Genomic DNA, 25,957 nt, shown 5'->3' on the forward strand with positions numbered 1-25,957 from the left:
TGAATGGATAGAGTAGTGACCTATCCGGCGCCGGCAGACTAGGGATGTTCCCCCAACTTCCCCACACAGTCTGCCGGCGCTTTTCTTTTGCCCAAATCAGACCGTCTTTGAAAGTTACTTGCGCCATGATGTCACGGTGTGAATACTATTTGCAGGCCATCTCGGGCATCTGATCTCACAGGGGAGACTTCAATGAAGAAGACTGACGGATGCTCCGCTGCAGCATGTTCCCGCTCACCGCGGTGAAGGGATGAGCATCCCGGCGCTGATCCCGGACCCGGCGGTGCTTGAAGCAGTCAACGGAGTCATCGTCCCCGGCTTCTTCGGCACCGAGCTGCCCCGGTGGCTCGCCGCCGCCCTGGACGAAGGCCTTGCGGGAGTTGTCTACTTCGGCCAAAACATCTCCGAAGACACCGCGGCGCTCTCGGCCTCCGTCCGCGCCCACCGGTCCAACGCACTCATCGCCATCGATGAGGAGGGCGGTACTGTGACGCGGCTGGAAGCGGTCCACGGTTCCACCATCCCCGGCCCGGCACAGCTGGGCCGGGTGAACGACGTCGGACTCAGCACCGCTGCAGGTGCGGCGATTGCCGCCCGCGCCCGCGCCGCCGGCGTCAACCTCGTCCTTGGACCGGTTGCCGACGTGAACACCAACCCCGCCAACCCGGTCATTGGGGTGCGGTCCTTCGGCGCCGAGGCTCCCGCCGTCGCCGTCCATACTGCGGCAACGGTTCGCGGGATCCAAGCATCCGGGGATATCGCCGCCTGCGCCAAGCACTTCCCCGGGCACGGGGACACCCACTCCGACTCCCACCTTGACCTGCCGGAGCTGGACATGGGAGCCGCCGAAATTGAAGACGTCCACTTTGAGCCGTTCCGCGCGGCGATCGGTGCCGGTGTCCGGACCATCATGACGGCGCATATCCGGGTTCCGGAGTGGGGCCAGGCGCCGGCGACCCTTAATCCGCTGATCCTGGGCAAGCTCCGCGCCCTGGGGTTTGAGGGCGTCATCATCACGGATGCGCTGGACATGGCAGCCATCCGCGAAAGCGTGGGCGCCGGACCCGGTGCCGTCGCGGCAATCCGGGCCGGCGCGGATCTGCTGTGCATCGGCAATCCCCGGACCAACCCCGGCACCATGGGGGAGCCCGACGCCGATTACTCCGACTACCAAGAAGTGCGGGATGCGCTGCTCGCGTCCGTCGCCTCGGGCGAGCTCGACCTGGACCTGCTGCAGCGCGCAGCCGCCCGCGTCCGATCGCTGGCGGACGGTCTGGAAGCAGCCCGGACCCTGTCCAGGCCGCAGACTTCGGGTCCGGTCGCAGGTTCGGGGCTGAACACGGAGCCTGAACCGGACTGGGCAGCCGAAGTGGCTCCCGGAATGCAAATACAGGGCAGCCCGGCACGGCACGGTTCGCGCATTTCCCTGCTTGATCTGCGGGCCCGGGCAACCATCGCCGTGGCTTCGGAGTCCGATGCCTTCCGGCGGGCCTTCGCGGCGCGCCGGGAGCTGGATCCGGCCCTGTCTGCGGCTGCTCTTCCGGACGGCCTGGGGCAGGCAGGCGCAGATACCGACGTCGTTGTCCTGGTGGACCGCATCGGGGTTCCGGGAAGCCAGCGGGAGGCACTGGAGCAGATCGAGGCGATCCGCCCGGACGCCGTCGTCGTCAATGTGGGCGTGGCCCCGGGCGCCGGATACCGTTGCCGGCTGGACCGCATCGATGCTTTGGCCAGTTCCGCGCTGAGCGCCGGCATTGCGGCCGGGCTCATCTGCGCGGAGGGCACCGCATGATCATCGTGTCGCTGCAGTCGGGCACGAGCGCGGACGGCATCGACGTGGCTGTGGTGGAAGCGGCCACGAGCGGTGATCCGCTGGCTCCGGATGTCGCCCTGGCTCCGCTGTTGACCCGCACGGTGGACTGGGCGCCAGAACTGCAGGCCCGGATCCTGGCCTACGCCGACGGCACGGCCCTGGACGCGGGAGCGCACACCGCCCTCACGACCGCCCTCGGGCAGGGCTTCGCTGCGGCAGCGACCGCGGCGATCACCGACTGCGGTGCTGTGCCGGATCTGGTGGTCTCGCACGGACAGACGGTGTTCCACTGGGTCGAGGAAGGCCGGACCCGCGGAACCCTCCAGCTGGGCGAACCCGCGTGGATCGCTGAGGCCGCCGGCTGCCCGGTCCTGTCCAACCTGCGGGCCGCGGACATTGCTGCCGGCGGCCAGGGGGCTCCGCTCATGGGACTGTTCGACGCAGCCTTCTTTGATCCCGACGCCCGGACCGCCACCCTGAACCTCGGCGGCATCGCGAACCTGCAGATTCTGCGCGGGGACGGTTCTGCCCTCGCCTTCGACACCGGCCCGGCCAATGTCCTCCTGGACGCGGCCGTGGCGGAGCAGACGGACGGCGCCCTGGGCTTTGACCGTGACGGAACACTTGCGGCCGCCGGTACAGTGCACGACGGCGTACTCGCGGCGCTGCTGGAACACCCGTTTCTGCAGCGGCCGGCACCCAAGAGCACCGGCCGCGAAACCTTCACCCTGGCCGGCGTGCTCGCCGCTGAGGAAACCGCCGGAGTGCGGCTGGACCTTCCTGACCGGCTGGCAACCCTGACCCGGTTTACGGCAGCCACCGTCGCTGCTGCCCTGCGGAACCACGGGCCCGAGGTCCGTTCGGTGGTCGCCTCCGGCGGCGGCGTGCGGAACCCCAGCCTGCTGCGCGAGCTCTCAGCCGCCCTGGCCGTCGACGGCGTGAGCCTGCGGACCAGCGACGAGTTGGGCATCAACCCCGATTTCAAGGAGTCCCTGCTGTTCGCCTTCCTGGGTTTCTGCTCATGGCACCGTGTACCGGTAAGCCTGAACCGGGGAACCGCCCGGATCGCCGGTACCATCAGCCCGGGGCCGCTCGGATTCACCCTGCCGGCACCGTTGCACGGCATCGGCCGGCTGACCATGATTCCGCCATCAACCCGGAGAGCACAGTGCTGACACAACCCCGCCGCCTGGCGGTAGACCTGGGAAAAACCTCCTGCCGCATTCGGCTCTTCGATGCCGGCGGGATCATCGCGGAAGAGAGCGGGCCGGGTGCTCCCGGCCTGGCCGACTTTGACGGCGCGGCCAAGTCCGCCCACGCCATCCGCACCGTACTGAACCGATTCTCCCCGGAGAACCGCGCGGAGATCGAGGGCGTAGGCATTGGCGCGGCCGGCGTGGAGGCAGCCCGTACCGCGGCTCAGGACTTTGTGGCCCGGGTGCGCGCCTTCACCGGAGCACCGGTGGCCCTGATCAATGACGCCCTGGCCGCGCATGCCGGCGCCTTCGACGGCGGCGCGGGAGTCATCCTCATCATCGGAACCGGGGCGATCGCCTACGCCGTGGCGGAAGACGGCAAGACCCGCCAGATTGACGGCTGGGGGCCGTGGCTGGGGGACGAGGGAAGCGGCCGCTGGATCGGACAGGAAGGCCTGCTGGCGGCGCTGCGTCATTTCGACGGCCGCGGGGCGCCCACCGCCCTGACCCTTCGCGCCGCCGACCTGGTCGGTGACCTGGCGGCCATGCCGGCGTGGGTGGGAGCCGAAAGGAACCCGGCCCGCCGCCTGGGCCGCTTCGCCCCTGACGTACTGGACACCGCCGCCGACGGCGATCCCGTCGCCCGGGACATCGTGAGCCGGGCGTGCGCCGCCCTTGCCGCCACGGCCCGCGCTGCCGGATCCCCGGAGCTGGCAGTGTGGGGCGGCGTCGCCGGGCATCCGTATTTCTCCGCGGAGCTGACGGCGACGTTCGCCGCAGCGGGCATCACCATCATCCCGTCGCGCGGGGAGGCCCTGGACGGAGCAGCGCTCATCATCACCCGCACCGATCTGGGCTACGAAGAAAGGATCATCCGTGGATAACGCGAACCGAACCGAGGACCGTGCGCACCTGCGCGATTTTCTCGGCACCCTGCCGACCGAAACGGCGGGCGAGCGTTATCCGGACCTCGATCTGCTCACCGATGACGAATTTGTGCACGCCATGATCGACAGCGAACGTGCGGTGGCCGACGCCGTCGCCGCCCAGGCTGCCCGGATTACGGCTGCGCTCAACGGGATTGTCGCGGGCATGGCCCGCGGCGGCCGGCTCATCTACATGGGCGCCGGCACCGCCGGACGGATGGGAATCCTGGACGCAAGCGAGGCCCCGCCCACCTTTGGGATCAGCGACGACGTCATTATCGGCCGGATCGCCGGCGGTGCCGGGGCCATCCGCACCGCCGTCGAAAACGCCGAGGACGACGCCGGTTCCGGAGCCGGTGACGTGGATGCACTGGAGCTGGGACCCGATGACACCCTGGTGGGCATCTCCGCCTCGGGGCGGACTCCGTACGTGATCGGCGCACTGCACCGGGCCCGGGAGCGCGGCGCCTTCACCGTGGCGCACTCCTGCAACCCGAATTCAGCAATCGGGGCTGCGGCGCATGTGGCCATTGAAACAGAGGTTGGCCCCGAGCTTCTCACCGGCTCAACCCGGCTCAAAGCAGGTTCCGCGCAGAAGCTTGTGCTCAACACCATCAGCACCGGTGCCATGGTTCGGGCCGGCAAGGTTTACCGTAACTTTATGGTTGACCTCCGGGCTACGAATGAAAAGCTGCGCGCCCGCAGCGAGCGCACCGTTATCCTCGCCACCGGGGCCGAGCCCTGCGACGCCGCTGCTGCGCTTGAGGCCAGCGGAGGCTGGGTCAAGGCAGCCATCCTGGCGATCGAGGCCGGCATTCCCGCCGCCGACGCCGTTGCTGCGCTCCAGGCCAACGGCGGCTTCCTGCGCACCGCAATTTCCGAAGCGACCGCACGCTGATGCGCGCCCTCACTCGGATCCAGGGTTCACTGGACCGGTTCAGCACCGCCGAGGCCAAGGTGGCCAGTGCGATTCTGGCCGATCCGCACATCGTCGTCGACAACCCCATCAACCGGGTGGCCGAACTCTGCGGCACGTCGGCGGCCACGGTGGCCCGGTTCTGCCAGAGCCTGGGCTACTCCGGGTACCGCGAATTCCGGTTCGACCTGGTGGGAACCACCAGCCGGGACCAGGCGGATCTCGACCGCTCCAACGTGTCCACCGGGGACATCGATCCGGCGGACACCGTGGCCGACGTCGCCGCAAAAGTACTCTTCCAGGAGACCCAGGCCATTGAGCACACCCTCCGGGAGCTGGACCAAGAGGCCGTTGACCGGGCCCGGGACGCACTGGTGCAGGCACCGGATGTGGTTATTGCCGGGTTTGGTTCCTCCGGCCTGACGGCGCATGACCTCAACATGAAACTGCAGCGCATCGGCCGGCGCAGCTCCCATCACGCGGACGTGCACCTTGCCCTGTCTTCAACTGCCCTGCTGCGCCCGGGCGGCGTGTTCATTGCCGTGTCCCACTCCGGCGTCACCCCGGAAGTGCTCGGCCTGCTGCGCGAGGCCCGGCGCACCGGTGCCACAACCGTGGGCATCACCAACGACTCCGGGTCTCCGCTGGCGGAGATGTGCGACATCCTGCTGACCACGCAGGCACGCGAGCATGCGTTCCGTTCCGGAGCGACGGCGAGCCGGACCGCTCAGCTTGCCGTGGTCGACGTGCTTTTTGTGCGGCTGGCGCAGAGCCTGTTCGACACCGTAAACGACGCCCTCAGCCGCACCCGGGAAGCGGTGATCCGGCAGCGTTCGAACCCGGACTTTCCCCGCCGCGACCGCACCGGCAGCCAGCAGAGCTCCGTTCAGTCCGTGCGGAAATCCGGAAACTCCCCGGTGGCGTCGGACGAGGACGCCTCAACGCCGGCGACGCTGCCCGGAGCGGCCGGGGATTCCAGCCACTGAAGCAGGCTGTCCAGATCCGCCGGGGAGCCCTCCGCCACCACCTGCACCGAGCCGTCGTTCTGATTGGAAACCACCCCGGTGAGCCCTAGCCGGGTGGCCTTCTGCAGGGTGCGGTAGCGGAAGCCCACCGCCTGCACTTCGCCGGTGATCCGGGCCGTCAGGCGGCGGGCGGGGGAGCTGGAATCCGTAGGCGTCATGAGCCCTAGAGTAGCGGCCCGTCCAGCGCCGAGTCAGCAGCAGCGAGCAGGGAACCGTCCGCCACGGCCACCCGGCAGGCCTCAATCTCCGGCGCCAGGTACCGGTCCGGACCCGGCCCCGGCACCACTTCACGCAGGGCCGCCCGCACCGCGGTGACTGCCGGGGCACTGCGGGAGGTGGAGACACCGCCGTCGCGCATGTCCAGTGCCCGGGCGGCGGTCAGCACCTCGATGGCCAGGACCCGCGTCAGTCCGTCAATCGCGCGGCGCAGCTTCAGTCCGGCAGCCCAGCCCATCGACACATGGTCTTCCTGCATTGCCGAGGACGGGATGGAATCCACGGACGCCGGAACGGCCAGCCGCTTGAGCTCGGAAACGATACCGGCCTGCGTGTACTGGGCGATCATGTGCCCGGAATCGACTCCCGGGTCAAAGGCCAGGAACGCGTTGAGACCGTGGCTGCGGGAACGGTCCAGGAAACGGTCCGTGCGGCGTTCGCTCATGGAGGCGACGTCGGCGACGGCGATGGCCAGGAAGTCCAGCACGTAGCCCACCGGGGCGCCGTGGAAATTTCCGTTGGATTCCAGCCGGCCGTCCAGGGTGACCACCGGGTTGTCGATCGCCGACGCCCGCTCGCAGGCGGCCACATTCTCGGCATGGAGCAGCGTGGACCGGGCAGCGCCGTGGACGGAGGGAACGCAGCGCAGTGAATAGGCGTCCTGCACCCGGGTGAATCCGCCCGTTTTGTGCTCCTCAATCAGCGCTGATCCGGCCAGCACAGCCCGGACGTTGGCGGCAGATTCGGCCTGTCCGGGCTGGGGCCGCAGCGCCTGCAGATCCGCCGCAAACACCGCGTCGCTGCCCAGCAGGCCCTCCACGCTCATGGCCGCGGCGAGGTCGGCAGTGGAGAGCAGCAGATGCAGGTCAGCAATCGCCAGCGTGAGCATGCCCAGCATTCCGTCGGTGCCGTTGATCAGGGCCAGGCCCTCCTTTTCCTGCAGTTCCACCGGTTCCAGGCCGGCAGCTGCGAGCGCTGCAGCGGCCGGCACCCGTTCGCCGTCGGCCGTGCGGACCTCACCTTCACCCATCAGGGCCAGCGCACAGTGGGACAGGGGAGCAAGGTCACCGGAGCAGCCCAGCGACCCGTATTCGCCCACCACCGGGGTGATGCCCGCGTTGAGCAGCCCGGCATAGGCCTTGGCCACTTCCGGGCGTACACCCGTGCGGCCGGTGGCGAGGGTGGAGAGCCGGTTGAGCATCAGGGCCCGCACCACCTCCGTGTCCACTTCCGCGCCCGACGACGCCGCGTGGCTGCGGATCAGCGAGCGCTGCAGCTGCCGGCGCTGTTCGGGAATGATTTGTTTGACAGCCAGGGCACCGAAACCGGTGGACACGCCGTAGTGCGGCTTCTCATCGGCGGCGAGCTCTTCGATCACGGCGCGCGAGGTGCGCATCGCGGAGATTGCCTCGGATGCGAGCGCAACGGAAGCGCCGTGCCGGGCGACGGCGACAATATCCTCCGGCGCCAGGGCGCCGGTTCCAAGCTCGACGGCGGTGCGGGGAGTCTGCAGGGTTTCCATCGTCCTATCTGAGCACGGCAACGGCGGCGTGCCCTAGCCGGCGGCCGATTCCGTTTCTGGGATCCCAGACTGCACTAGGATCTGCATATGCCAGAGAGCTATTCCAAGGTGCAGGTTCCTGCCGCCGCGCAGGTCCTGTCCATCCTGCGTTACCTGGGGAAGCAGGCCGGACCGGTCAGTGCCACCGCCATTGCGCGGGACCTGGCGCTGCCGCGTTCCACGACTTATCACCTGCTTGCAGCCCTCGTCTCGGACGGCTTTGCCGTACATTTGCCGGAGGAACGCAAATACGCACTGGGTGCAACGGCACACGAGCTCGGCACCGGGTATGCCCGGCAGGCACCGCTGCAGCGCATCGGACGCTATCCGCTGCGGAATCTGGTGGAACGTACGAGGCTGACCGCGCATCTGGCCGTGCTGCAGGGCACCGACGTGATCTACGTGATTGAGGAACGCGCCCCCCGCCAGCTGCCGCTGGTGACCGACGCCGGGATCCGGCTTCCGGCACACCGAACCGCCAGCGGGCGGGCCCTGCTGGCGACAATGACCGACGCACAGCTGCACGCGCTTTATCCGGATCCGGCGTCGATGAGGTCCGGCCGCGCCGGGCCGGCTTTGGCCACCCTGCTGGACCAGGTGCGGGAGCTTGGTTATGCGTGGGAGGAAAACGAAGTAACCGACGGCTTCTCCTCTCTTTCAGTGCCCGTCCTGGACCGGTCCGGACGAACCGTCGCCAGCGTGACGCTGACGGCGCCGAATGACCTGGTGTCCGGTTTCCCGGCGGGACCGGGAGGACGAAAGATTGGTGAGTTTGCAGGCCGGTGGCTCCCCGAGCTGGCCAGATGTGCCGCGGAAATCTCCCGCCGGCTGGGCGTGCAGTCCGGGACAGGACACGTAACCAAAGTGTCATAGAGCGTTCTGTGAGGGCGCGGATTGCCCGGGCGGTACCCCGCCTCGTGGGTGATCGGACAGTCCCCGTCTGGGATACCAGACACTGTGACCGTGTTCACGTCCGGGAAACGCGGCGCAGTTACGGTCGGAGCATGCCTACTATCTCCGATCCCTCCCGCAGCATCCGCGCCGCCCGCGGCACCTCCCTGACCGCCAAGAGCTGGCAGACCGAAGCGCCGCTGCGCATGCTCATGAACAACCTGGACCCGGAGGTTGCTGAACGCCCCGAGGACCTGGTGGTCTACGGCGGCACCGGCCGGGCAGCCCGCAGCTGGGAGGCCTATGACGCGATCACCCGTACGCTGGCCACCCTGGAGGATGACGAAACCCTGCTGGTGCAGTCCGGCAAACCTGTGGGTGTGTTCCGCACGAACGAGTGGGCGCCGCGGGTGCTGCTTGCGAACTCCAACCTGGTGGGGGACTGGGCCACCTGGCCGGAGTTCCGCCGGCTGGAAGCCGAGGGTCTGATGATGTACGGGCAGATGACCGCCGGCTCCTGGATCTATATCGGCACGCAGGGCATCCTGCAGGGCACCTACGAGACCTTCGGCGCCGTCGCCCGGAAGCTGTTCAGCGACGAGAACGCCACCCTGGCCGGCACCCTGACCCTGACCGGCGGCTGCGGCGGCATGGGCGGCGCGCAGCCGCTGGCCGTGACCCTCAACGGGGGAGCGGTGCTGATTGTGGACGTTGACGAAACCCGGCTGCGGCGCCGCGCCGGCAAGCGCTACCTGCATGAGGTCGAAACCGACCTGGACACCGCCGTCGCCAAGGTCATGGCCGCGAAGGCGGAGAAGCGTGCGCTCTCAGTGGGCCTGGTGGGCAACGCTGCCGAGGTCTTCGAAGAACTGCTGCGCCGGCAGCTGGCCGGGGACATCACCGTGGATATCGTCACCGACCAGACTTCGGCCCATGATCCGCTGAGCTACCTGCCGGCAGGTATCCCTGTTCAGGAGTGGAAGGCGGAAGCCGCCGCCGATCCAGAAGGATTCACTAAGAAGTCCCGCGACTCCATGGCCCGCCAGGTTGCGGCCATGGTGGGCTTCCAGGACGCCGGTGCGGAGGTATTCGACTACGGCAACTCCATCCGAGACGAGGCCCGCCAGGGCGGCTATGACCGGGCCTTCGAGTTCCCCGGCTTTGTCCCGGCTTACATCCGCCCGCTCTTCTGCGAAGGCATGGGTCCGTTCCGCTGGGTTGCCCTCTCCGGCGATCCGCAGGACATCGCCGTCACTGACGCGGCCATCAAGGAGCTCTTCCCGGAGAACACGCGCCTGCACCGCTGGCTCGACGCCGCGGCGGAACACGTGGAGTTCGAGGGGCTGCCGGCCCGCATCTGCTGGCTTGGGTACGGCGACCGGGCCAGGGCAGGGCTGCTGTTCAACCGGCTCGTGGCCGAGGGCAAGGTCAGCGCACCGATCGTCATTGGCCGTGACCACCTGGACTCCGGCTCGGTGGCCTCGCCCTACCGGGAAACCGAAGCCATGGCCGACGGCTCCGACGCGGTCGCAGACTGGCCGCTGCTCAACGCGATGCTGAATACCGCCTCCGGTGCCACCTGGGTCTCGATCCACCACGGCGGCGGCGTCGGCATTGGGCGTTCCATCCACGCCGGACAGGTGTCGGTGGCCGACGGAACGGAACTGGCGGCGCGCAAGCTGGAACGGCTGTTGACCAACGATCCGGCCACCGGCGTGATCCGCCACGCCGACGCCGGTTATGACCGCGCCACCGAAGTTGCCGCCGAGCGCGGCATCCGTATTCCGATGGCAGAGTAGAGCTATGGACCCGTCACCTGCTTCGCCCGTCAACGCCCTGCTGTCCGCCATTGAGGACACCGGCCGGGATGCACGCCGCGGCGGCTACAGCCGTCCGGTCTATTCGACGGCAGAACTGGACCTGCGCGAATGGTTCACCGCCGAAGCGGGTCGCCGCGGACTTGCCGTGGAAACGGACGCCAACGGCATCCTCTGGGCCTGGTGGGACCTGCCCGGGGATTCTGCAGCGGGGATCGACGGGACGCCCGGCGTACCGGAGCGCCGCGGCGCGCTGGTCACCGGCTCCCACCTGGATTCCGTGCCCGGCGGCGGTGCCTTCGACGGACCGCTCGGAGTCGCCGGTGCCCTGGCGGCAGTGGATCTCCTGCAGGCGCGCGAAAAGGAAGGCAGCCTCGTCCGCAACCGGGCCCTCGCCGTCGCAGTGTTCCCGGAAGAGGAAGGCTCGCGTTTCGGCGTCGCCTGTCTTGGCTCCCGGCTGCTGGCCGGCACCATCGATCCGGCCAAGGCACTGTCCCTGCGCGACGCTGACGGCAACACCTTTGCCGACGTCGCCCGCGCCAACGGACTGAACCCTGACCTGATGGGACGCGATGACGCGGCCCTGGGCCGCATCGGCGACTTTGTGGAACTGCATGTGGAGCAGGGCCGCGGCCTGAACACCGAGGAGTACACAGATGCCGCCGGCCGGGGTCCGGCCGTGGCGGTGGGCAGGTCCGTGCTGGGCCACGGGCGGTGGCGGTTTTCCATCACGGGGCAGGGCAACCACGCCGGAACCACCCTGATGGCGGACCGCGCCGATCCCATGGTCGCAGCCGCGCAGCTGATCGTCGCCGTCCGTCAGGCAGCCGCAGCCCAGTCCGGCGCCCGCGCCACCGTGGGCCGGCTGGAACCGGTTCCCGGCGGCACCAACGTCATCGCCTCCCGGGTGGATCTGTGGCTGGATGTCCGCCACCCCGAGGACGCCGTCACGGCCGCCCTGGTGGAGAAGGTCCACGGGCAGGCGCAAAAGATCGCCGCATTTGAGGGCTGTACGGTGCACATGACCGAGGAGTCCTATTCCGGCACGGTTCACTTTGACGCCGCCCTGCAGCGCTCACTCGAGCAGTCGGTCGCCCGGACCGTGCCCGGTGCTCCGGTACTGGCAACCGGTGCAGGGCACGACGCCGGGGTGCTGGCCGCCCGCGTGCCCACCGGCATGCTCTTTGTCCGCAACCCCTCCGGGATCAGCCACTCGCCCGAAGAATACGTGGAGGACGACGACGCCGAGGCCGGGGCCGCCGCGCTCGCGGACGTGCTGGAGGACCTGCTGTGACGGCGCCTCAACCGGTCCGGGCTCTCTGGTGCGAGCAGGGCTGGCTGAACGGAGCCGTGAAGGACGGGATCCGGCTGGAGGTCGACGACGCCGGAACCGTCCTCTCGGCGACGCCCGGCACCGCGCCGCAGCCGGGTGACACGCAGCTGTCCGGGGTTACCTTTCCTGCGGCGTCGAACGCCCACTCCCACGCCTTTCACCGGATGCTGCGCGGACGCACGCACGACGCCGGCCCCGGCAGCTTCTGGACCTGGCGTGAGCAGATGTACGGGGCCGCCGCCGCCCTGACCCCGGACCTGTACGAGCAGCTCGCCACTGCGGTGTTCGCGGAAATGGTGGTCACCGGCTGGACGTCCGTTGCCGAGTTCCACTATGTCCACCATCAGCCCGGCGGCAGCGCCTACCCGCAGGAACATGCCATGGAACGGGCGCTGGCACGGGCCGCCGTCGCCGCCGGCATCCGGCTGACCCTGCTGGACACCTGCTATTTGGCCGGCGGGTTCGACGCGCCGCTCACTGCCGGCCAGCTGCGCTTCGGAGACCGCGACGCCGCCGCCTGGCTGCAGCGGCTGGCCTCCCTGCGCACCGCGCTGGCCGAGGAGTTTGATCCGGCGCAGGTCAGCGTGGGAGCGGCCCTGCACTCGGTGCGCGGTGTTCCCGAAGCAGCTCTGGCGGTGATCGCCGCGAACCTCCCCGCGGACCTGCCGCTGCACATCCATCTCTCCGAGCAGCCCGCCGAAAACGAAGCCTGCCTGGAAGCCACCGGACTTACCCCGGCCCAGCTGCTGGCCAGGCACGGCCTGGTCACCCGGCGGCTCTCTGCAGTCCACGCCACCCATCTGAGCCCTGACGACATCGCGGTCCTCGGAGATGCCGGGGCAACCGTGGTTCTGTGCCCCACCACGGAGGCGGACCTGGCCGACGGCATCGGCCCCGCGGCAGAGCTGCGCGCGGCCGGTGCACGGCTGGCGCTGGGCACCGACCAGCACGCCGTCGTCGATCCCTGGCTGGAGATGCGGGCGCTGGAACACGGCGAACGCCTGCGCTCAGGGGAACGCGGCCGCTTTGCCCCGGCGGATCTGCACGCCGCCGTCTCAGCTGCCGGGGCAGCCGCTCAGGGCCGGCCGGAGCCGGGGCTGACGGTCGGGAACGTCTGTGACCTCATGTCGGTCAACCCCGCCAGCCTCCGCACCGCCGGTGCACGCCCCGCCCAGCTGGCCTTTGCCGCCACCGCCGCGGATGTGCACACCGTCGTCGTCGGCGGACGCATCCTCGCCCGGAACGGACAGCACACGCTGCTCGGGGATCCGGCCGCACTGCTGTCGGCGGCCATTGGCGCCGTTGACTCCTCCCGCAACCCAACGCCCGCCACTCCAACGGAAGTTCCATGAGCACACCGACTGCACTCCCGGCATCAACACTGATCACCAACATCGGCGAACTCTCCACCCAGGACGCGTCCCGGGGGCCGGTGGGCTCCGTGCTGCGGGACGCCGCCGTGGTGTTCGAGGGCGAGCGGATCAGCTGGATCGGCGCGGCGTCCGAGGCGCCGGCCGCCGACCGGATGGTCGACGCCGGCGGCCGGGCGGGATTGCCCGGCTGGGTGGATTCACACACCCATCTGGTCTTCGCCGGGGACCGCAGCGCGGAATTCGAAGCCCGAATGGCGGGGGAGTCCTACACCGCCGGCGGCATCGCTGTCACCACCGAAGCCACCCGGGCCGCCTCGGACTATGACCTGACCCGGCTGCTGCTGGCACGCGCAGCCGAAGCGGCAGCCGGCGGCACCACCTATCTGGAGACCAAAACCGGCTACGGGCTGACTGTGGAGGAAGAGCGGCGGCACGCGCGCATCGCCTCCACCGTGGCCAACCAAGTGACCTTTCTGGGCGCCCATCTGGTCCCGGCCGGCGCTGATGCTGACGAGTACACGGATCTGGTGTCCAACGAGATGCTCGAAGCCGTGCTGCCGTATGTGCAGTGGGCGGATGTCTTCTGCGAGCGGGGTGCCTTCTCCGAGGAACAGTCGCGCCGGGTGCTGCAGGCGTGCCGGGATGCGGGCCTCGGGCTGCGGGTGCACGGCAACCAGCTGGGCCACGGGGCCGGGGTGCGCCTGGCCGTGGAGTTCGCGGCCGCCAGCGTGGACCACGTGAATTTCCTGACCGATGACGACGTCGAGGCCCTCGCGGGCACGTGGGCCGGCTGGAAATCTGACACCACCGGTGCTGCCGGTGCGGGAGCTGCGGGAGCTGACGTCCCGGGAACCGGTGTTCCCGGGACAGGTGTTCCCGGTACGGTGGCCACCTGCCTGCCGGCCTGTGATCTGTCCACCCGGGCGCCGCTGGCTCCGGCCCGGAAGCTGCTGGACGCCGGAGTGCAGGTGGCGCTCGCCTCCAACTGCAATCCCGGAACATCCTTCACCAGTTCCATGAGTTTCTGTGTGGCCACCGCGGTGCTGCAGATGGAACTGACGGTTCAGGAGGCCATCCGGGCCGCGACCTTCGGCGGTGCACTCGCGCTGCGCGTGCACACCGGAGAGGACCGGAACGGTCACCGGGCGGTGGGCTCCCTCGCCGTCGGGCACCGCGCGGACCTGCAGCTGCTCAACGCGCCCTCGGCCGCGCACCTGGCGTACCGGCCGGGGATGCCGCTGACCGGTGCCGTGTGGCGGGCCGGACAGCAGCTGGGCCTGGCTGCCCGGTAGCGCCCCTGGCCGGTGCCTCATCTGACTCCGGTGCCCCATCAGCGTCCGCCAAACGTGTGGTGCCCGCCATATCCTGCACAATGGTAGGCATGCGTGCTGCCTACCCCTCCGTGCCCGCCGAGTCCCTTGATCCGCGGGCGCGGAAGATGCTGGTTTTTGAAATCCTGATTGTGCTGGGACTGTCCCTAGGCCGCTCGGGTGTTTACGCCGTCGTCGAACTCATCGAGAAAGCGACCCAGGCACCGCTGGGGGACCAGACCACCACCCTGAACCCGGTGCTGGATGAGAGCCCGTGGTTTGACCTGACCTATCAGCTGCTCGGAATCTTCTTCTCCCTGCTGCCGGTGGCGCTGGTGCTGTTCCTGCTGACCGAGCCCGGGAAGAGCGCGTTCCGGCGGATTGGCTTCACGTTCGAGAAGCCGCTGCGCGACTTTGGGCTGGGCGTGGGGCTGGCGGCGGTGATCGGCGTCGGAACCCTGGGCGTGTACGCCGCCGGCCGGGCACTGGGCATCACCACCGCACTGGTGCCCGCAGCGCTGGACACCTACTGGTGGACGCTGCCGGTGCTGATCCTCTCCGCCGTGCGGCACGCGGTGCTGGAGGAAGTCATTGTGGTGGGATACCTGTTCCTGCGGCTGCGGCAGCTGGGCTGGGGAACACCCGCGATCATCCTCACCAGCGCCCTGATCCGGGCCAGCTACCACCTTTACCAGGGGATCGGTCCGGGGATCGGCAACTTCCTGATGGGACTGCTGTTCGGCTACGCCTACGTCAAAACCCGCCGGGTCATGCCGCTGGTCATTGCCCATGCCCTGGTGGACATCACCGGGTTTGTGGGCTTTGCGCTGTTCGGTCCCGCCATCGGCATCGGCAACTGATGTCCGTCCGCACCACTCAAGGAGAATGCTGCCCGTGACACTTTCAACCCCGTGGGGAGCGGAGCTGGATCCGACCTCCGTGCTGCAGGAATATCCCCGTCCCCAGCTGGTCCGGGACAGTTACCTGAACCTGAACGGATACTGGCAGTACGCCATCACCTCCACCCGGCAGTCCGCAATCCCCGCCGGCGACGACTGGGACGGGCAGATCCTGGTGCCGTTCTCGCCCGAAGCGCCGCTGTCCGGCGTCGGCTGCCAGCTCCAGCCCCAGCAGGTCCTGTGGTACCGGCGCACGGTCGTGCTGCCGGCGGGGTTTGCCGGCGAGCGGGTGCTGCTGCACTTCGGTGCGGTGGACCAGAGCTGCACCGTCACCCTCAACGGGACGGAGGTGGGCGGGCACGACGGCGGCTACCTGCCCTTCTCCCTTGATGTCACCGATGCGCTGGTTTCCGGCGCCGAGCAGGACCTCGTGGTCCGGGTGCGCGACATCAGCGACACCGGCTATCACAGCCGTGGCAAGCAAACCCTGGACCGCGGCGGCATTTGGTACACGGCGCAGTCGGGCATCTGGCAGACGGTGTGGCTGGAGTCGGTGCCGCGGACGAGTATCTCGCAGCTGGCCCTGGTGCCGGATCTGGACTCCGTGTCGGTGACGGTGCTGCTGGACAAGGACGACGACGGCGGGCGCGGGCGGGGAGCTGCCGACGGCGGCGGCGACCTGTCCGCGGTGATTACCGTGTCCGCGGACGGACGCACTGTGGCGGACGCCGTCGTCGTACCCGGGCAGGCGACCCGCATTCCGGTGCCGGATCCGCACCTGTGGACGCCGGAGGATCCGTTTCTGTATGACGTGGACGTGCGGCTGGTTTCCGGCGGCCGGGACATCGACAGCGTCCGCAGCTATACCGGACTGCGGACGTTCGGCACGGGACCGGATGCGGCCGGCCGGACGCGGCTGCTGCTCAACGGTGTGCCGTACTTTCATGCCGGGCTGCTGGACCAGGGGTACTGGCCGGACGGGCTGTATACGGCGCCGTCGGATGAGGCTCTGGCCTATGACATTCTGACGGCCAAGGAGCTGGGCTTCACCATGCTGCGCAAGCACATCAAGGTGGAGCCGCTGCGCTGGTATCACCACTGCGACCGGCTCGGCATGCTGGTGTGGCAGGACCTGGTCAACGGCGGCCGGAGCTACCGGCACTCCGTGGTCACGGCCCCTGCCGTGGGAGTGCCGCACCGCGATGACAGCGATTACGTTGCCTTTGGCCGCGCCGATGAAGAAGGCCGGGCGGAGTTCCTGGAGGAACTGCGGGAAACGGTGGATCTGCTGCGCAACTGCACCTCGCTGGCCGTGTGGGTTCCGTTCAATGAGGGGTGGGGCCAATTCGACGCCAACGCTGCCGCTGAGATGCTGCGCTCGCTGGATCCGACGCGCAGCATCGACCATGCCAGCGGATGGCATGACCAGGGCGGCGGAGACCTCAAGAGCGTTCATGTCTATTTCGTTCCCTTTGTGCTTCGGAACGGGTGGCTGCGGGACGGGCGTGCCGTTGCATTGTCCGAATACGGCGGCTACAGCCTGCGGCTCGAGGGCCACACGTTCAACGAGAAGGAGTTCGGATACCGGCGCTTCAAGACCAGGGAAGCCCTGCGGCGGGCGTGGATCAGGCTGCACCGGCACCAGATCGAGCCGGCGGTGGCACGGGGTTTGGCCGCAACCGTCTACACGCAGCTCACGGATGTGGAGGACGAAGTGAACGGGCTGCTCACCTATGACCGGCGGGTGGTGAAGATCGACCCCGCCACGGTGCGCCAGACCAACGCCCGGCTGATCCGGGCCGCCCGCAGCTCCTGAGCATCTCCCACTCAGCCCGAAATGCCGGATCCCTCCGGTTTGGGAAATCCCTGCATCGGCGGAGCGGAGGGATGTCCCAAACCGGAGGGAAGCCCCAAAGTGGAGCAGCATCAGCGGGCGGAACTGGTTCTGGGCAGTCCGGCGCGCATGAGCCGCTGCACAAGCCCATCGGGATGCTCCGGCGGGCGGCCTATTTCACGCCAGGACCAGCGGACAAAGCCAACGCCCGTGGCCCGGATCGCATCCTCGCGGCGTTTTTCGCGTTCCAAGGTCTCCCATGACGGAGGAAGCGCCGCCCCGTTCACGCCGTACTTGACCGCACCGTCGAACTCCCCGACGAGGGCGTGATCCTCCCAATAGAAATCGGTTCGGAACCGTCCTGAAGGAGTCATGAACTCGCGCTGCAGCTCCGGCACCGGAAAGCCGCGCCGGTGCAGAACGGCCCGTGAATAGGATTCGCCGGCCGACTCGGCGAGTGGATTGGCGCACTCGATGACGCGCAGAGCCCGCTGGCGCTTTGCCTCGGTGGGAAGCTTCCGGGCAAGGTCCCGCAACGACTCCTTATCCAGCGCAGCCAGATTGAGGGCTGAGTCGGGACGCAGCACATGGTCCATTGGCGGGAGAGCTCGGTCGAAGGCCAGATACGCAGCCATGTCCAGGACTGTCTGGGCTCTGGATGTGACTGCAAGGCCCTCCCGGACTGTTAGTGGCTCCAGCAGGCGGCGCTCGACCCAATGGAGATCCCCGCGACGATGGCCGCGCGAGGACTCCGGCGCCAGCAGCAAAACGCCGGGGGAGCGGAGGACAACAGGCAATCCCCAGATGACCGCTGCAGACTCTTGAACCAGAACGCGCCTGACATGTCCCCCTTCCGCCACCGCTCGGATGCGGAGGCGTTCTCGGTCCCACACCGGCAGCTGCTGCCAAGCTTCGGTTCGGATATACACGCCGTCGCGCACACGGGTCAGTTCACCGGCCCGGCACCGCAGAGCCAGGGAACGTCTCCCCTCGCCGTACGTCTCGGCGTCGGACGTGTAAAAGAGTTCGGGGTCCATCCCTCAAGACTGGATCGCGGTAATTGTGTCCGCGAGGGACGCAGGCACGTCTGTGGATAATTCAATAACCGGACACCATGGGAAAACGTGGTCACATTGGGAAAATCCGGACGCAGCGGACCGTCCGGGAATTCCCACAACGTCCGGGAATTCCCGAAACGGCCGGAGAACTAGATCTCGACGAGACCCTTGGCCGTATTGAAGGTGACGGACATGATGCCGGGGGTTCCCTTGGGCGAAATCCACGTGACGCCCACGTTTTCCAGCGGTTCCTCGACGGGCGTGCCCAGCCACTGGGCGACCCGGTCAGCGGAACCGGCGATGGTCAGCGAGGCCAGCTTCACGGCACCGGGCATTCCGGGCAGCGCGGCGGACGGGTGCAGCGCTTCCGTGCCGTCATCCCAGCGCAGCATGTACGGCACCTGCGGGTCGGCGATCAGACCGTTGATGCCGATCTGCTGCCAGGTCAGCTCCTGGCCGTCCGGAAACTTCCGGTTGCCCGGTACGGCATTGCGGCCCAGGCGCTCTTCGAAGGGGGAGAGATCATCCACGGCAACGCACCAGCCCATCCAGCCGCCGCCGCACTCGGAGCGCTGGCGCACGGCCTGGCCGAACGGTGCCTTGTCCGACGCCGGGTGGTTCAGGGCCTCCACCACTTCAACGTACTGATGGTTGGCCAGAGGCAGAATCATGTTCCGGGTCCCGAAACGGGGATGCACACCGCCCTTGACGAAATCTGCTCCCAGAGCGGCAGCGATCCTCTCAGTCGTGGCCAGAAGACCGTCGGATTCACAGGCATAAGATACATGGTCCAAGCGCATGCGGCCCATAATGGCACGTTGTGACTCACCTCTCGACTTAGGGGAGCCTAATTTACTCGGAACACCTGCCTTCCGCGGAAATCAACAGCATACTGACCGTTCGCCCTGCTCGGCGTGCCACTCTTTTCCGGGCCCCGACACGGCAGGACATGAGCCGTCACAGACCTTGCGGGCTTGCTGCTAATCCGTTTTCATAGGAGGCATAGGTCATGAGTGCCAGCAGATAGCCCCGGCTTGCTGGCCGGCAACCCTCCAACCGCGGTGGGGTGCCCCGGGTGAAGACCTGGCCCTGCGTCAACGGATTCAGGGCAAGCGCGGGTCCCACGTGGCTGCCGGTCACCTTTTTCCGGCCGGAAGTCTCGGGGCGGCCCCTGGTTTTAGGGAGCAAACAATGTCAGGAAACTGGTCTTTCGAAACCCGCCAGATCCATGCAGGACAGGAGCCCGACGCCGCCACCGGCGCCCGCGCCCTGCCCATCTACCAGACCTCATCCTTCGTCTTCCCCAGTGCCGAGGCGGCAGCCAACCGGTTTGCCCTGGCTGAGCTGGAGCCCATCTACACCCGGATCGGCAACCCCACCCAGGAAGCGGTGGAGAACCGGATCGCCTCGCTGGAGGGCGGCGTCGGTGCGCTGCTGCTCGCCTCCGGCCAGGCCGCTGAAACCTTCGCCCTCCTGAACGTTGCGGAGGCGGGGGACCACATTGTGGCCAGCCCTAGCCTCTACGGCGGCACGTACAACCTGCTCAAGCACACGCTGAAGAAGTTCGGCATCGAGACCACCTTCGTGTCCGATCCGGATGACCTGGAGCAGTGGCGGGCAGCGGTCCGGCCCAACACCAAGGCCTTCTTCGGCGAGGTGGTCTCCAATCCCCGCCAGGACGTGCTGGACCTTGAGGGCATCAGCGCCATCGCCCACGACGCCGGCATCCCCCTGATCGTGGACAGCACCCTTTCCACGCCGTACCTCATCCGCCCCTTCGAATGGGGCGCGGACATTGTGGTGCACTCAGCTACCAAGTACCTCGGCGGTCACGGCACTTCCATAGCCGGGGTCATCGTGGATTCGGGCAACTTTGACTTCGGCGCCGATCCGGAGAAGTTCCCCGGCTTCAACACCCCCGACGAGAGCTACAACGGCCTGGTCTACGCCCGGGACCTGGGCGTCAACGGTGCCCTCGGCGCCAACCTGGCGTACATCCTTAAGGCCCGGGTGCAGCTGCTGCGAGACCTCGGTTCCGCCGTATCGCCCTTCAACGCGTTCCTGATTGCGCAGGGTCTGGAGACCCTGAGCCTGCGCGTGGAGCGGCACGTGAGCAACGCCGTCGCGGTGGCCAACTGGCTGGAAGGGCACGACGACGTCGTCTCCGTTGCCTATGCGGGGCTGGAATCCAGCCCGTGGTTTGAGCGCGGGCGCAAATACGGGCCGCGCGGAACCGGTGCCATTGTCTCCTTCGAAATCGCCGGAGGCATCGACGCCGGCAAGCGCTTCGTCGACGCCCTTGACCTGCACTCCCATGTGGCGAACGTGGGCGACGTGCGCTCCCTGGTCATCCATCCGGCGTCGACCACCCACAGCCAGCTCGGTGCCGAGGCGCAGCTGGCAGCCGGCGTCAGCCCCGGACTGGTCCGGCTCTCCGTGGGCATCGAGCACATCGACGACATTATTGCGGACCTCGACGCCGGGTTCCGGGCCGCCAAGGGAGCGTAACGGTTAGCGTGGCGCGCCCTTCTGCCAATACCGCCGCAACCGGCTCTGTGCCGGCCTCCGTGTCCGTGCCAGACGGGCCGGCCGGGCCAGCCGTGCCGCAGCACTCCGCCCCGGCCCGGGACGGAGTGCTGCGGCACGCCCGCATCGGCGACCTGTTCCTGGAAACCGGCGGGTATCTGCCCTCCGTTTCCCTGGCCTACGAGACATGGGGGACCCTCAACCCGGATGCCTCCAATGCCGTGCTGGTGGCCCACGCCCTGACCGGCAGCACCCACGTGGCCCGCGGGGACAGCGGCGAGGACGGCTGGTGGGATGCCCTGGTGGGCCCGGGAAAAACGGTGGACACCGACCGGTTCTTTGTCGTCTCGATCAACATGCTCGGCGGCTGCTACGGGTCCACCGGCCCTTCGTCCGCTGATCCGCAGGGGCTGGCCTGGGGTTCGCGCTTTCCGTTTGTCACCATCAGGGATTCTGTCCGCGCGGAGGCCCGGCTGGCGGATCTGCTGGGGATCGGCTCCTGGCACACCGTGCTCGGCGGATCGCTGGGCGGCGCCCGGGCCCTGGAATGGGCGGTAACCGAACCCGGACGGGTGCGGCGCTGCGCAGTGATCGCCTGCACCGCCGCCAGCTCGGCGGAGCAGATCGCCTTTGGCCGGGCCCAGCTGGAAGCTATCCGGCTGGATCCGGACTTCAATGGCGGGGACTATTACAACGGCAGGCCCCCGACGGCGGGACTGGGCCTGGCCCGCCGGATTGCGCATATTACCTACCGGTCCGAGGCCGAGCTGGAGCACCGGTTCGGTCATGTTCCGCAGGCGCAGGAGGACCCGTTCGGATCACCCCTGCCGGCGTTCCGCGGACGCTATGCGGTGGAGAGCTACCTGGATCATCAGGGCAAGAAACTCTCCAGCCGGTTCGATGCCAACAGCTACCTGCTGCTGACCGAGGCGCTGATGAGCCACGACGTTGCCCGCGGCCGCGGAACGCTGCGCCAGGCACTGGCCGGAACGGACAGCGAGTTCTTCATTGCCGCTGTTGATTCGGACCGGCTCTACCTTCCCCGGCAGTCCTTCGAACTGGCAGCGGCACTTCCCCAAAAAACCGAGGTCCGGATGATTTCAGCGCCGATCGGCCACGACGGCTTCCTCACCGATGTGGAGCAGATTGGGGCGCCGCTGCGGGAACGGTTCTTCGGCTCGCCCTAGTTTCCGACTTCGTCCGAACATCGGTTGGCCCCGGAGGCAGGGCCGCCGGCGCCGTCTCCCTTGCCAAGACGGGACGAACATGGAAGAACATTCGCATGGGTGATTCCATTCGCGTGGCGGCGCAGGCACAGTGTTCTCCGGAGCAGATCTGGCATGCGCTCGTGAACAACCGGGCCGCGTGGTGGCCGGCCATGGATTTCACCCCCAGCCCCGGGTCACCGCTCGCAGAACGGGCGGCCGACGACGGCGGGCAGCGTGCCAGCGGCACTGTCCTGGCGGTGGCACGGGACAGGCTGCTGTCCTTCCGCTGGACCATGCCCGACTGGAATTCGCACACCGTGGTGAGCTTCCAGCTCGCAGCCGTGCCGGGGCCTGATCCGGAAACGGACTACACCGACGTCGTGGTCACCGAAAGCGGACTGGGCGGCCTGGCGGACGGCGCCGATGTAGGCCGGGCCCACACGGAAGACTGGGCCGACCATCTGGCGAACCTGATCGCGCTGGCCGAACGCGGATCTTCCGGCTGAGTGCTCCGGCAGATTGGTCCGGATTGCCGGCGGATTGCCGGACGCCGCGGTGCTAGCGTTGCGCCATGGCATCCGATGAGAGCCCCCGGCCGTCCGCTGCGTCCTCCGGCAGGTTCCGCCTGCGCAGGCTCTGGATGCCTGCGGGCGGCGCCCTGCTGCTGGCCGCCGGCATCGTACTCCTGGCACAGGGGCCCGGGGCCGGAATGGTGAACTACGCCTGGGTGGCATATACACCTGACGGAGGGTCTCCGGGCCCTGCGCTCCTGATCAGCCGCAGCATGCAGGCGGGTGCCCTGCTCGTGCTCGCCGGTGCCGTGGTTCTCGCGTTTTGGGGCGGCCTGCAGGCGGGCCGCCGACGCCGTCCGCCGGTGCCGCGCGCTTCGGCTTAGTCCGCAGAACCCGGCGGCATGCCCGGCCCGCCGAAGATGGGACCGGCGTCGGGACGCTTGGCAGCAATGCCGTCTCCGGAAGACCGGTGGCGCATCCGGCGCACCACCCACGGCACGAAGTACTCCCGCGCCCACGTCAGATCCTCGGTGCGGGCTGTCCGCCAGTTCCGGGCCGGGATGGGTTTGGGCTCGAACGGCTGCAGGGTGTGGGGTACGCCAAGGGTATCCAGCACCATGGCTGCAATGGTGTGGTGGCCCAGCGGAGAGAAGTGCAGCCGGTCCGGAGCCCACATCTCCCGGTTGCTCAGGTCACGCAGCGCCCAGGTATCTGCGATGACGGCGTGGTGCCGGGCAGCAACGGTGCGGAGATTCTCGTTGTAAATCGCCACACGCCCGCGGACGCTGCCGATCACCGGCGTGGTCCCGAGGTCCGGCCCGGTGAAAAGCACCACGGTGGCACCGCCCGAGGCCAGCGCTTCGATCGCCGCATCCATCTTTTCGGCCAGCTTGTCCGGGTCGCCGCCGGGACGGATGACGTCATTGCCTCCGGCACAGATGGTAATCAGATCCGGATGCAGCTCCAGGGCCGGTTCCAGCTGTTCGTCAATGATCTGGTCCAGCAGCCGCCCCCGGATGGCCAGGTTGGCGTAGGCAAAGTCCTCCCGGCTGCGTGCCAGTTCTTCGGCCACCCGGTCCGCCCATCCGCGGTGTCCGCCGGCGCTCTCCGGGCTGGGGTCACCGATTCCCTCGGTAAAGGAGTCACCGATGGCCACATAACGGGTCCAGGGGTGGAGCCAGGGCTCCTCGCCGGCAGCAGGTAACGGAGCTGCAAAACCCGATGCTGCAGCCGCGGAGGTGGACGCTGCGGCGGCTGCGGATGACGAGGGGATGGAACTGCTTTCGGGGATGGAAGGAGAAGTCACCAAACCATCCTGCCAAGGAGGGGCCCGGCTACGCGACCGTAGGTTGGACAACCGGCCGTGCCAGAATGAACATTATGCCTAAAACTGCTCCCTGGAACCCCACTGTCCTTTGGTCCAAGCCGGAAGCCGAACGTGCCGGAACTCCGCTGCTGGTCCTCTTCCACGGCTACCTCGCCAACGAGGAAGACCTGATGGGACTGGCGGACCACCTGCCCTCCGAGTTCACCATCGCCTCCGTCCGTGCACCCCAGGCACTGGGCCCCGGCTACACCTGGTTCCCGCTGATGAATGACGCGGATTTCTCCGTGGAGCGCGTGGTGGAATCCGTGTCCGACGTCGCCGACTGGCTGGACGGGGTCAAGGACGCGCACAGCAGCGTGTCCCTGCTCGGCTTCTCAATGGGCATGGCCGTGGCCAGCACGCTCCTGCGGCACCGGCCCGCGGACTTTGCCGCCGTCGTCGGCCTCTCCGGCTTTGTGGTTCCGGACGAGGGGAATGCGTTCTTCCATGACGATGAACTGCGCCCCGGCGGCGTGCCCTTCTTCTGGGGCCGGGATCAGGCGGATCCGGTGATTGACGCGCCGCGCATTGAATTCACCCACGCATGGCTGAACGAGCACACGGCGCTGACCAAGATCCTGTACGCCAACATGGGGCACGGCATTAACATGCAGGAGCTGGGCCATGTGAAGGAGTTCCTCACCCACCTGGTGCTGAAGGCCTGAGCCGCCGGTCAGGACGAGCAGCAGAACAGGACTGAGCAGCCGGTGAAGACTGCGCAGCCGGACCCGTCCGGCGGATGGGCCCCGGCGGCCGGTTAGTCTTCCTGAACGATCCGGAGAGCTTCGCCGTTGACGGTCACCACGTCACCGGGATGCAGCTGGCGTCCGCGGCGTTCTTCGATCTCGCCGTTGACCTTCACCAGGCCGTCTTCGATGAGCTGTTTGGCCTGAATACCGTCTTCAGCCAGGCTGGCAAGCTTCAGCAGCTGGCCCAGGCGGATCATTTCGTCGCGGATGGGGAGGTCTTGGGGGTCGAAATTACTCATATGTCCATTCTGCCCGACATTCAACTACGCCGATTCCTGCCCGGCCCCGGCGCTGCCGTAGGGTAAGTCCGTGCCAAATGCCCTGCGAATCACACCGATTATCGGTCTACCCGCTGCTGTTGCAGCGGGGATGGCCATTCCCGTCCAAGCCCGCATCAACGGTGCGCTCGGGGAGAGGCTCGACGACGGGCTCGCCGCAGCGCTGGTCAGCTTCTCCGTGGGGCTGGTCATCATGATCCTGATTTCCGTGCTTCTGCCGCGCGGCAGAGCCGGGGCCGCGCAGCTGCTGCCGGCGCTGCGCGAACGCAGGTTTCCGCGCTACTACGTGCTGGCCGGTGCCATTGGTGCCTACTTTGTCCTCTCCCAGACCCTGACCGTCGCCGTACTGGGCGTAGCCGTGTTCACGGTGGCCGCCGTCGCCGGCCAGACCATGACCGGGCTGGTGGTGGACCGGCTCGGCATCGGCCCGGCGGGCAAGAAAGCGCTGACCGTGATGCGGGTGGTGGGCGCTGTGCTGACTATCGCCGCCGTCGTCTGGGCCGTCAGTCCCAAGTTCAGCGGAACCTCCTCGGCCGCCGACCTGGTGCTTCCCGTGCTGCTTCCCCTGACCGCCGGCATGCTGATGAGTTTCCAGCAGGCCATGAACGGCACCACGAGCATGCATTACGGAACACCGATCACCGCCACCCTGGTGAACTTCATTTCCGGTACAGCGGTCCTGCTGGTGTTCTGGCTGGTCAAGGTGATGGTTTCCGGCTTTGGCGAGCCGCTGCCGGGGGAGTGGTACCTGTACCTCGGCGGGGCGATGGGCTGCGTGTTCATTGGTGTGAGCGCCGTGCTGGTGCGCGGCCTGGGCGTGCTCCTGACCAGCCTGGGAATGATCGGCGGCCAGCTCGTCGGGTCCCTGCTGCTGGACATTTTCCTCCCGGCGCCGGGCAGTGTTGTGGTGGCCGCAACCGTCCTGGGCACCCTGCTGACCCTGGCTGCCATCGTCGTGGCCACCCTGCCGTGGAACATGCCCGGGGTGCTGCCCCGGCGCGCCGGCCGTCGGTAACCCGGCCGGTAACCCCGCCGGCAACCCCGCCGGCAACCCCGCCGGGGAACGGCCGCAAAGGATTTCGGTAACGGGGTTTCGGCTCCATGACCTTAAGCTTGTAGTTGTAGCTTTTTCCCCTCCGCAGTTCCCCGC

At 68.0% G+C, this 25,957-nt stretch carries 24 protein-coding genes and 1 riboswitch; of the genes, 18 read left to right on the top strand and 6 right to left on the bottom strand.

From position 1 onward, the window contains the following. Window positions 1-250: 250 nt before the first annotated feature. The 5 genes from AC4D2W_RS12580 to AC4D2W_RS12600 are packed head-to-tail and all read left to right on the top strand — an operon-like array spanning window position 251 to window position 5,837. Window positions 251-1,792: a glycoside hydrolase family 3 N-terminal domain-containing protein gene (locus AC4D2W_RS12580; RefSeq protein ID WP_490927242.1), complete on the top strand. Its 1,542-nt coding sequence runs from the start codon at window positions 251-253 to the stop codon at window positions 1,790-1,792. Continuing rightward, window positions 1,789-2,988, top strand: coding sequence for an anhydro-N-acetylmuramic acid kinase (locus AC4D2W_RS12585; RefSeq protein ID WP_490927243.1), 1,200 nt, complete (start codon window positions 1,789-1,791; stop codon window positions 2,986-2,988). The genes AC4D2W_RS12580 and AC4D2W_RS12585 overlap by 4 nt, the downstream gene beginning before the upstream one ends. Continuing rightward, entirely contained in the window at window positions 2,982-3,893 is a 912-nt protein-coding gene (locus AC4D2W_RS12590) for an N-acetylglucosamine kinase (protein WP_490927244.1), read from the top strand. Before AC4D2W_RS12585 ends, AC4D2W_RS12590 begins: the two co-directional genes overlap by 7 nt. Then, on the top strand, window positions 3,886-4,833 hold the full coding sequence (gene murQ / locus AC4D2W_RS12595; protein WP_490927245.1) for an N-acetylmuramic acid 6-phosphate etherase: 948 nt from the start codon (window positions 3,886-3,888) through the stop codon (window positions 4,831-4,833). The genes AC4D2W_RS12590 and murQ overlap by 8 nt, the downstream gene beginning before the upstream one ends. Then, complete coding sequence (locus tag AC4D2W_RS12600; protein ID WP_490927246.1) at window positions 4,833-5,837, top strand: MurR/RpiR family transcriptional regulator; 1,005 nt, start codon at window positions 4,833-4,835, stop codon at window positions 5,835-5,837. Before murQ ends, AC4D2W_RS12600 begins: the two co-directional genes overlap by 1 nt. On the opposite strand, the gene AC4D2W_RS12605 is transcribed toward AC4D2W_RS12600, so the two are convergent. Next, the gene (locus AC4D2W_RS12605; protein ID WP_490927247.1) at window positions 5,738-6,034 is read right to left on the bottom strand and encodes an acylphosphatase; all 297 of its coding nucleotides are present in this window, start codon (window positions 6,032-6,034) and stop codon (window positions 5,738-5,740) included. The genes AC4D2W_RS12600 and AC4D2W_RS12605 overlap by 100 nt on opposite strands. Window positions 6,035-6,039: 5 nt before the next feature. Then, window positions 6,040-7,614 carry a histidine ammonia-lyase gene (gene hutH / locus AC4D2W_RS12610; protein ID WP_490927248.1) on the bottom strand — a complete coding sequence of 525 codons (1,575 nt, stop codon included), beginning with the start codon at window positions 7,612-7,614 and terminating at the stop codon, window positions 6,040-6,042. A gap of 87 nt (window positions 7,615-7,701) precedes the next feature. Between hutH and AC4D2W_RS12615 the strand changes: the two genes are divergently transcribed. From AC4D2W_RS12615 to AC4D2W_RS12645, 7 genes are all read left to right on the top strand, one after another. Beyond that, window positions 7,702-8,526 (top strand): IclR family transcriptional regulator, encoded by an 825-nt coding sequence (locus AC4D2W_RS12615; protein ID WP_490927249.1) that lies wholly within the window; start codon window positions 7,702-7,704, stop codon window positions 8,524-8,526. Window positions 8,527-8,657: 131 nt separating this feature from the next. Further along, the gene (gene hutU / locus AC4D2W_RS12620) at window positions 8,658-10,343 is read left to right on the top strand and encodes a urocanate hydratase (RefSeq protein WP_490927250.1); all 1,686 of its coding nucleotides are present in this window, start codon (window positions 8,658-8,660) and stop codon (window positions 10,341-10,343) included. Window positions 10,344-10,347: 4 nt separating this feature from the next. Next, window positions 10,348-11,655, top strand: a complete 1,308-nt coding sequence (locus AC4D2W_RS12625) for an allantoate amidohydrolase (RefSeq protein ID WP_490927251.1) — start codon at window positions 10,348-10,350, stop codon at window positions 11,653-11,655. Next, on the top strand, window positions 11,652-13,046 hold the full coding sequence (locus AC4D2W_RS12630) for a formimidoylglutamate deiminase (protein WP_490927252.1): 1,395 nt from the start codon (window positions 11,652-11,654) through the stop codon (window positions 13,044-13,046). The genes AC4D2W_RS12625 and AC4D2W_RS12630 overlap by 4 nt, the downstream gene beginning before the upstream one ends. After that, the gene (locus tag AC4D2W_RS12635) at window positions 13,043-14,359 is read left to right on the top strand and encodes an amidohydrolase family protein (protein ID WP_490927253.1); all 1,317 of its coding nucleotides are present in this window, start codon (window positions 13,043-13,045) and stop codon (window positions 14,357-14,359) included. The genes AC4D2W_RS12630 and AC4D2W_RS12635 overlap by 4 nt, the downstream gene beginning before the upstream one ends. Before the next feature lie 89 nt (window positions 14,360-14,448). After that, window positions 14,449-15,237 carry a CPBP family intramembrane glutamic endopeptidase gene (locus AC4D2W_RS12640; RefSeq protein ID WP_490927254.1) on the top strand — a complete coding sequence of 263 codons (789 nt, stop codon included), beginning with the start codon at window positions 14,449-14,451 and terminating at the stop codon, window positions 15,235-15,237. Window positions 15,238-15,271: 34 nt separating this feature from the next. Beyond that, window positions 15,272-17,092, top strand: a complete 1,821-nt coding sequence (locus AC4D2W_RS12645) for a glycoside hydrolase family 2 protein (protein WP_490927255.1) — start codon at window positions 15,272-15,274, stop codon at window positions 17,090-17,092. A 110-nt stretch (window positions 17,093-17,202) separates the two neighbouring features. On the opposite strand, the gene AC4D2W_RS12650 is transcribed toward AC4D2W_RS12645, so the two are convergent. Beyond that, a complete protein-coding gene (locus AC4D2W_RS12650) occupies window positions 17,203-18,147 on the bottom strand; it encodes a hypothetical protein (RefSeq protein WP_490927256.1) in 945 nt (314 codons plus the stop codon). A gap of 170 nt (window positions 18,148-18,317) precedes the next feature. Then, window positions 18,318-18,968: a VOC family protein gene (locus tag AC4D2W_RS12655; RefSeq protein WP_490927257.1), complete on the bottom strand. Its 651-nt coding sequence runs from the start codon at window positions 18,966-18,968 to the stop codon at window positions 18,318-18,320. Window positions 18,969-19,173: 205 nt separating this feature from the next. Next, window positions 19,174-19,289: riboswitch (SAM riboswitch) on the top strand. A 70-nt stretch (window positions 19,290-19,359) separates the two neighbouring features. Between AC4D2W_RS12655 and AC4D2W_RS12660 the strand changes: the two genes are divergently transcribed. The 4 genes from AC4D2W_RS12660 (at window position 19,360) to AC4D2W_RS12675 (ending at window position 22,797) form a co-directional block, all read left to right on the top strand. Next, window positions 19,360-20,676, top strand: a complete 1,317-nt coding sequence (locus AC4D2W_RS12660; protein WP_490927258.1) for a bifunctional o-acetylhomoserine/o-acetylserine sulfhydrylase — start codon at window positions 19,360-19,362, stop codon at window positions 20,674-20,676. A 92-nt stretch (window positions 20,677-20,768) separates the two neighbouring features. Beyond that, on the top strand, window positions 20,769-21,881 hold the full coding sequence (gene metX / locus AC4D2W_RS12665; RefSeq protein WP_490927259.1) for a homoserine O-acetyltransferase MetX: 1,113 nt from the start codon (window positions 20,769-20,771) through the stop codon (window positions 21,879-21,881). Window positions 21,882-21,976: 95 nt separating this feature from the next. Beyond that, window positions 21,977-22,408 (top strand): SRPBCC family protein, encoded by a 432-nt coding sequence (locus tag AC4D2W_RS12670; protein WP_490927260.1) that lies wholly within the window; start codon window positions 21,977-21,979, stop codon window positions 22,406-22,408. A gap of 65 nt (window positions 22,409-22,473) precedes the next feature. Beyond that, window positions 22,474-22,797, top strand: a complete 324-nt coding sequence (locus tag AC4D2W_RS12675; RefSeq protein WP_490927261.1) for a hypothetical protein — start codon at window positions 22,474-22,476, stop codon at window positions 22,795-22,797. Here AC4D2W_RS12675 and AC4D2W_RS12680 read toward each other — a convergent pair. Next, on the bottom strand, window positions 22,794-23,570 hold the full coding sequence (locus AC4D2W_RS12680) for an SGNH/GDSL hydrolase family protein (protein ID WP_490927442.1): 777 nt from the start codon (window positions 23,568-23,570) through the stop codon (window positions 22,794-22,796). The two genes, AC4D2W_RS12675 and AC4D2W_RS12680, sit on opposite strands and share 4 nt — an antisense overlap. A gap of 224 nt (window positions 23,571-23,794) precedes the next feature. On the opposite strand from AC4D2W_RS12680, the gene AC4D2W_RS12685 reads away from it, so the two are divergent. Beyond that, window positions 23,795-24,445: an alpha/beta hydrolase gene (locus AC4D2W_RS12685; RefSeq protein ID WP_490927262.1), complete on the top strand. Its 651-nt coding sequence runs from the start codon at window positions 23,795-23,797 to the stop codon at window positions 24,443-24,445. A 92-nt stretch (window positions 24,446-24,537) separates the two neighbouring features. Here AC4D2W_RS12685 and AC4D2W_RS12690 read toward each other — a convergent pair whose 3' ends face one another. Next, on the bottom strand, window positions 24,538-24,768 hold the full coding sequence (locus AC4D2W_RS12690) for an RNA-binding S4 domain-containing protein (protein ID WP_490927263.1): 231 nt from the start codon (window positions 24,766-24,768) through the stop codon (window positions 24,538-24,540). A gap of 70 nt (window positions 24,769-24,838) precedes the next feature. Here AC4D2W_RS12690 and AC4D2W_RS12695 point away from each other — a divergent pair, with 70 nt between their 5' ends. Further along, window positions 24,839-25,822 (top strand): DMT family transporter, encoded by a 984-nt coding sequence (locus tag AC4D2W_RS12695; protein WP_490927264.1) that lies wholly within the window; start codon window positions 24,839-24,841, stop codon window positions 25,820-25,822. The last annotated feature ends 135 nt before the right edge of the window (window positions 25,823-25,957 follow it).

The organism is Arthrobacter sp. TJ-58 (genome assembly GCF_058269295.1).

Bases quoted from the DNA above. Each gene is read 5' to 3' on its own strand.
- AC4D2W_RS12580 (WP_490927242.1), top strand. From the start codon at position 251: ATGAGCATCCCGGCGCTGATCCCGGACCCGGCGGTGCTTGAAGCAGTC.
- AC4D2W_RS12585 (WP_490927243.1), top strand. From the start codon at position 1,789: ATGATCATCGTGTCGCTGCAGTCGGGCACGAGCGCGGACGGCATCGAC.
- AC4D2W_RS12600 (WP_490927246.1), top strand. From the start codon at position 4,833: ATGCGCGCCCTCACTCGGATCCAGGGTTCACTGGACCGGTTCAGCACC.
- AC4D2W_RS12605 (WP_490927247.1), bottom strand. From the start codon at position 6,034: ATGACGCCTACGGATTCCAGCTCCCCCGCCCGCCGCCTGACGGCCCGG.
- hutH (WP_490927248.1), bottom strand. From the start codon at position 7,614: ATGGAAACCCTGCAGACTCCCCGCACCGCCGTCGAGCTTGGAACCGGC.
- AC4D2W_RS12615 (WP_490927249.1), top strand. From the start codon at position 7,702: ATGCCAGAGAGCTATTCCAAGGTGCAGGTTCCTGCCGCCGCGCAGGTC.
- hutU (WP_490927250.1), top strand. From the start codon at position 8,658: ATGCCTACTATCTCCGATCCCTCCCGCAGCATCCGCGCCGCCCGCGGC.
- AC4D2W_RS12625 (WP_490927251.1), top strand. From the start codon at position 10,348: ATGGACCCGTCACCTGCTTCGCCCGTCAACGCCCTGCTGTCCGCCATT.
- AC4D2W_RS12635 (WP_490927253.1), top strand. From the start codon at position 13,043: ATGAGCACACCGACTGCACTCCCGGCATCAACACTGATCACCAACATC.
- AC4D2W_RS12640 (WP_490927254.1), top strand. From the start codon at position 14,449: ATGCGTGCTGCCTACCCCTCCGTGCCCGCCGAGTCCCTTGATCCGCGG.
- AC4D2W_RS12650 (WP_490927256.1), bottom strand. From the start codon at position 18,147: ATGGACCCCGAACTCTTTTACACGTCCGACGCCGAGACGTACGGCGAG.
- AC4D2W_RS12655 (WP_490927257.1), bottom strand. From the start codon at position 18,968: ATGCGCTTGGACCATGTATCTTATGCCTGTGAATCCGACGGTCTTCTG.
- AC4D2W_RS12660 (WP_490927258.1), top strand. From the start codon at position 19,360: ATGTCAGGAAACTGGTCTTTCGAAACCCGCCAGATCCATGCAGGACAG.
- AC4D2W_RS12670 (WP_490927260.1), top strand. From the start codon at position 21,977: ATGGGTGATTCCATTCGCGTGGCGGCGCAGGCACAGTGTTCTCCGGAG.
- AC4D2W_RS12675 (WP_490927261.1), top strand. From the start codon at position 22,474: ATGGCATCCGATGAGAGCCCCCGGCCGTCCGCTGCGTCCTCCGGCAGG.
- AC4D2W_RS12685 (WP_490927262.1), top strand. From the start codon at position 23,795: ATGCCTAAAACTGCTCCCTGGAACCCCACTGTCCTTTGGTCCAAGCCG.
- AC4D2W_RS12690 (WP_490927263.1), bottom strand. From the start codon at position 24,768: ATGAGTAATTTCGACCCCCAAGACCTCCCCATCCGCGACGAAATGATC.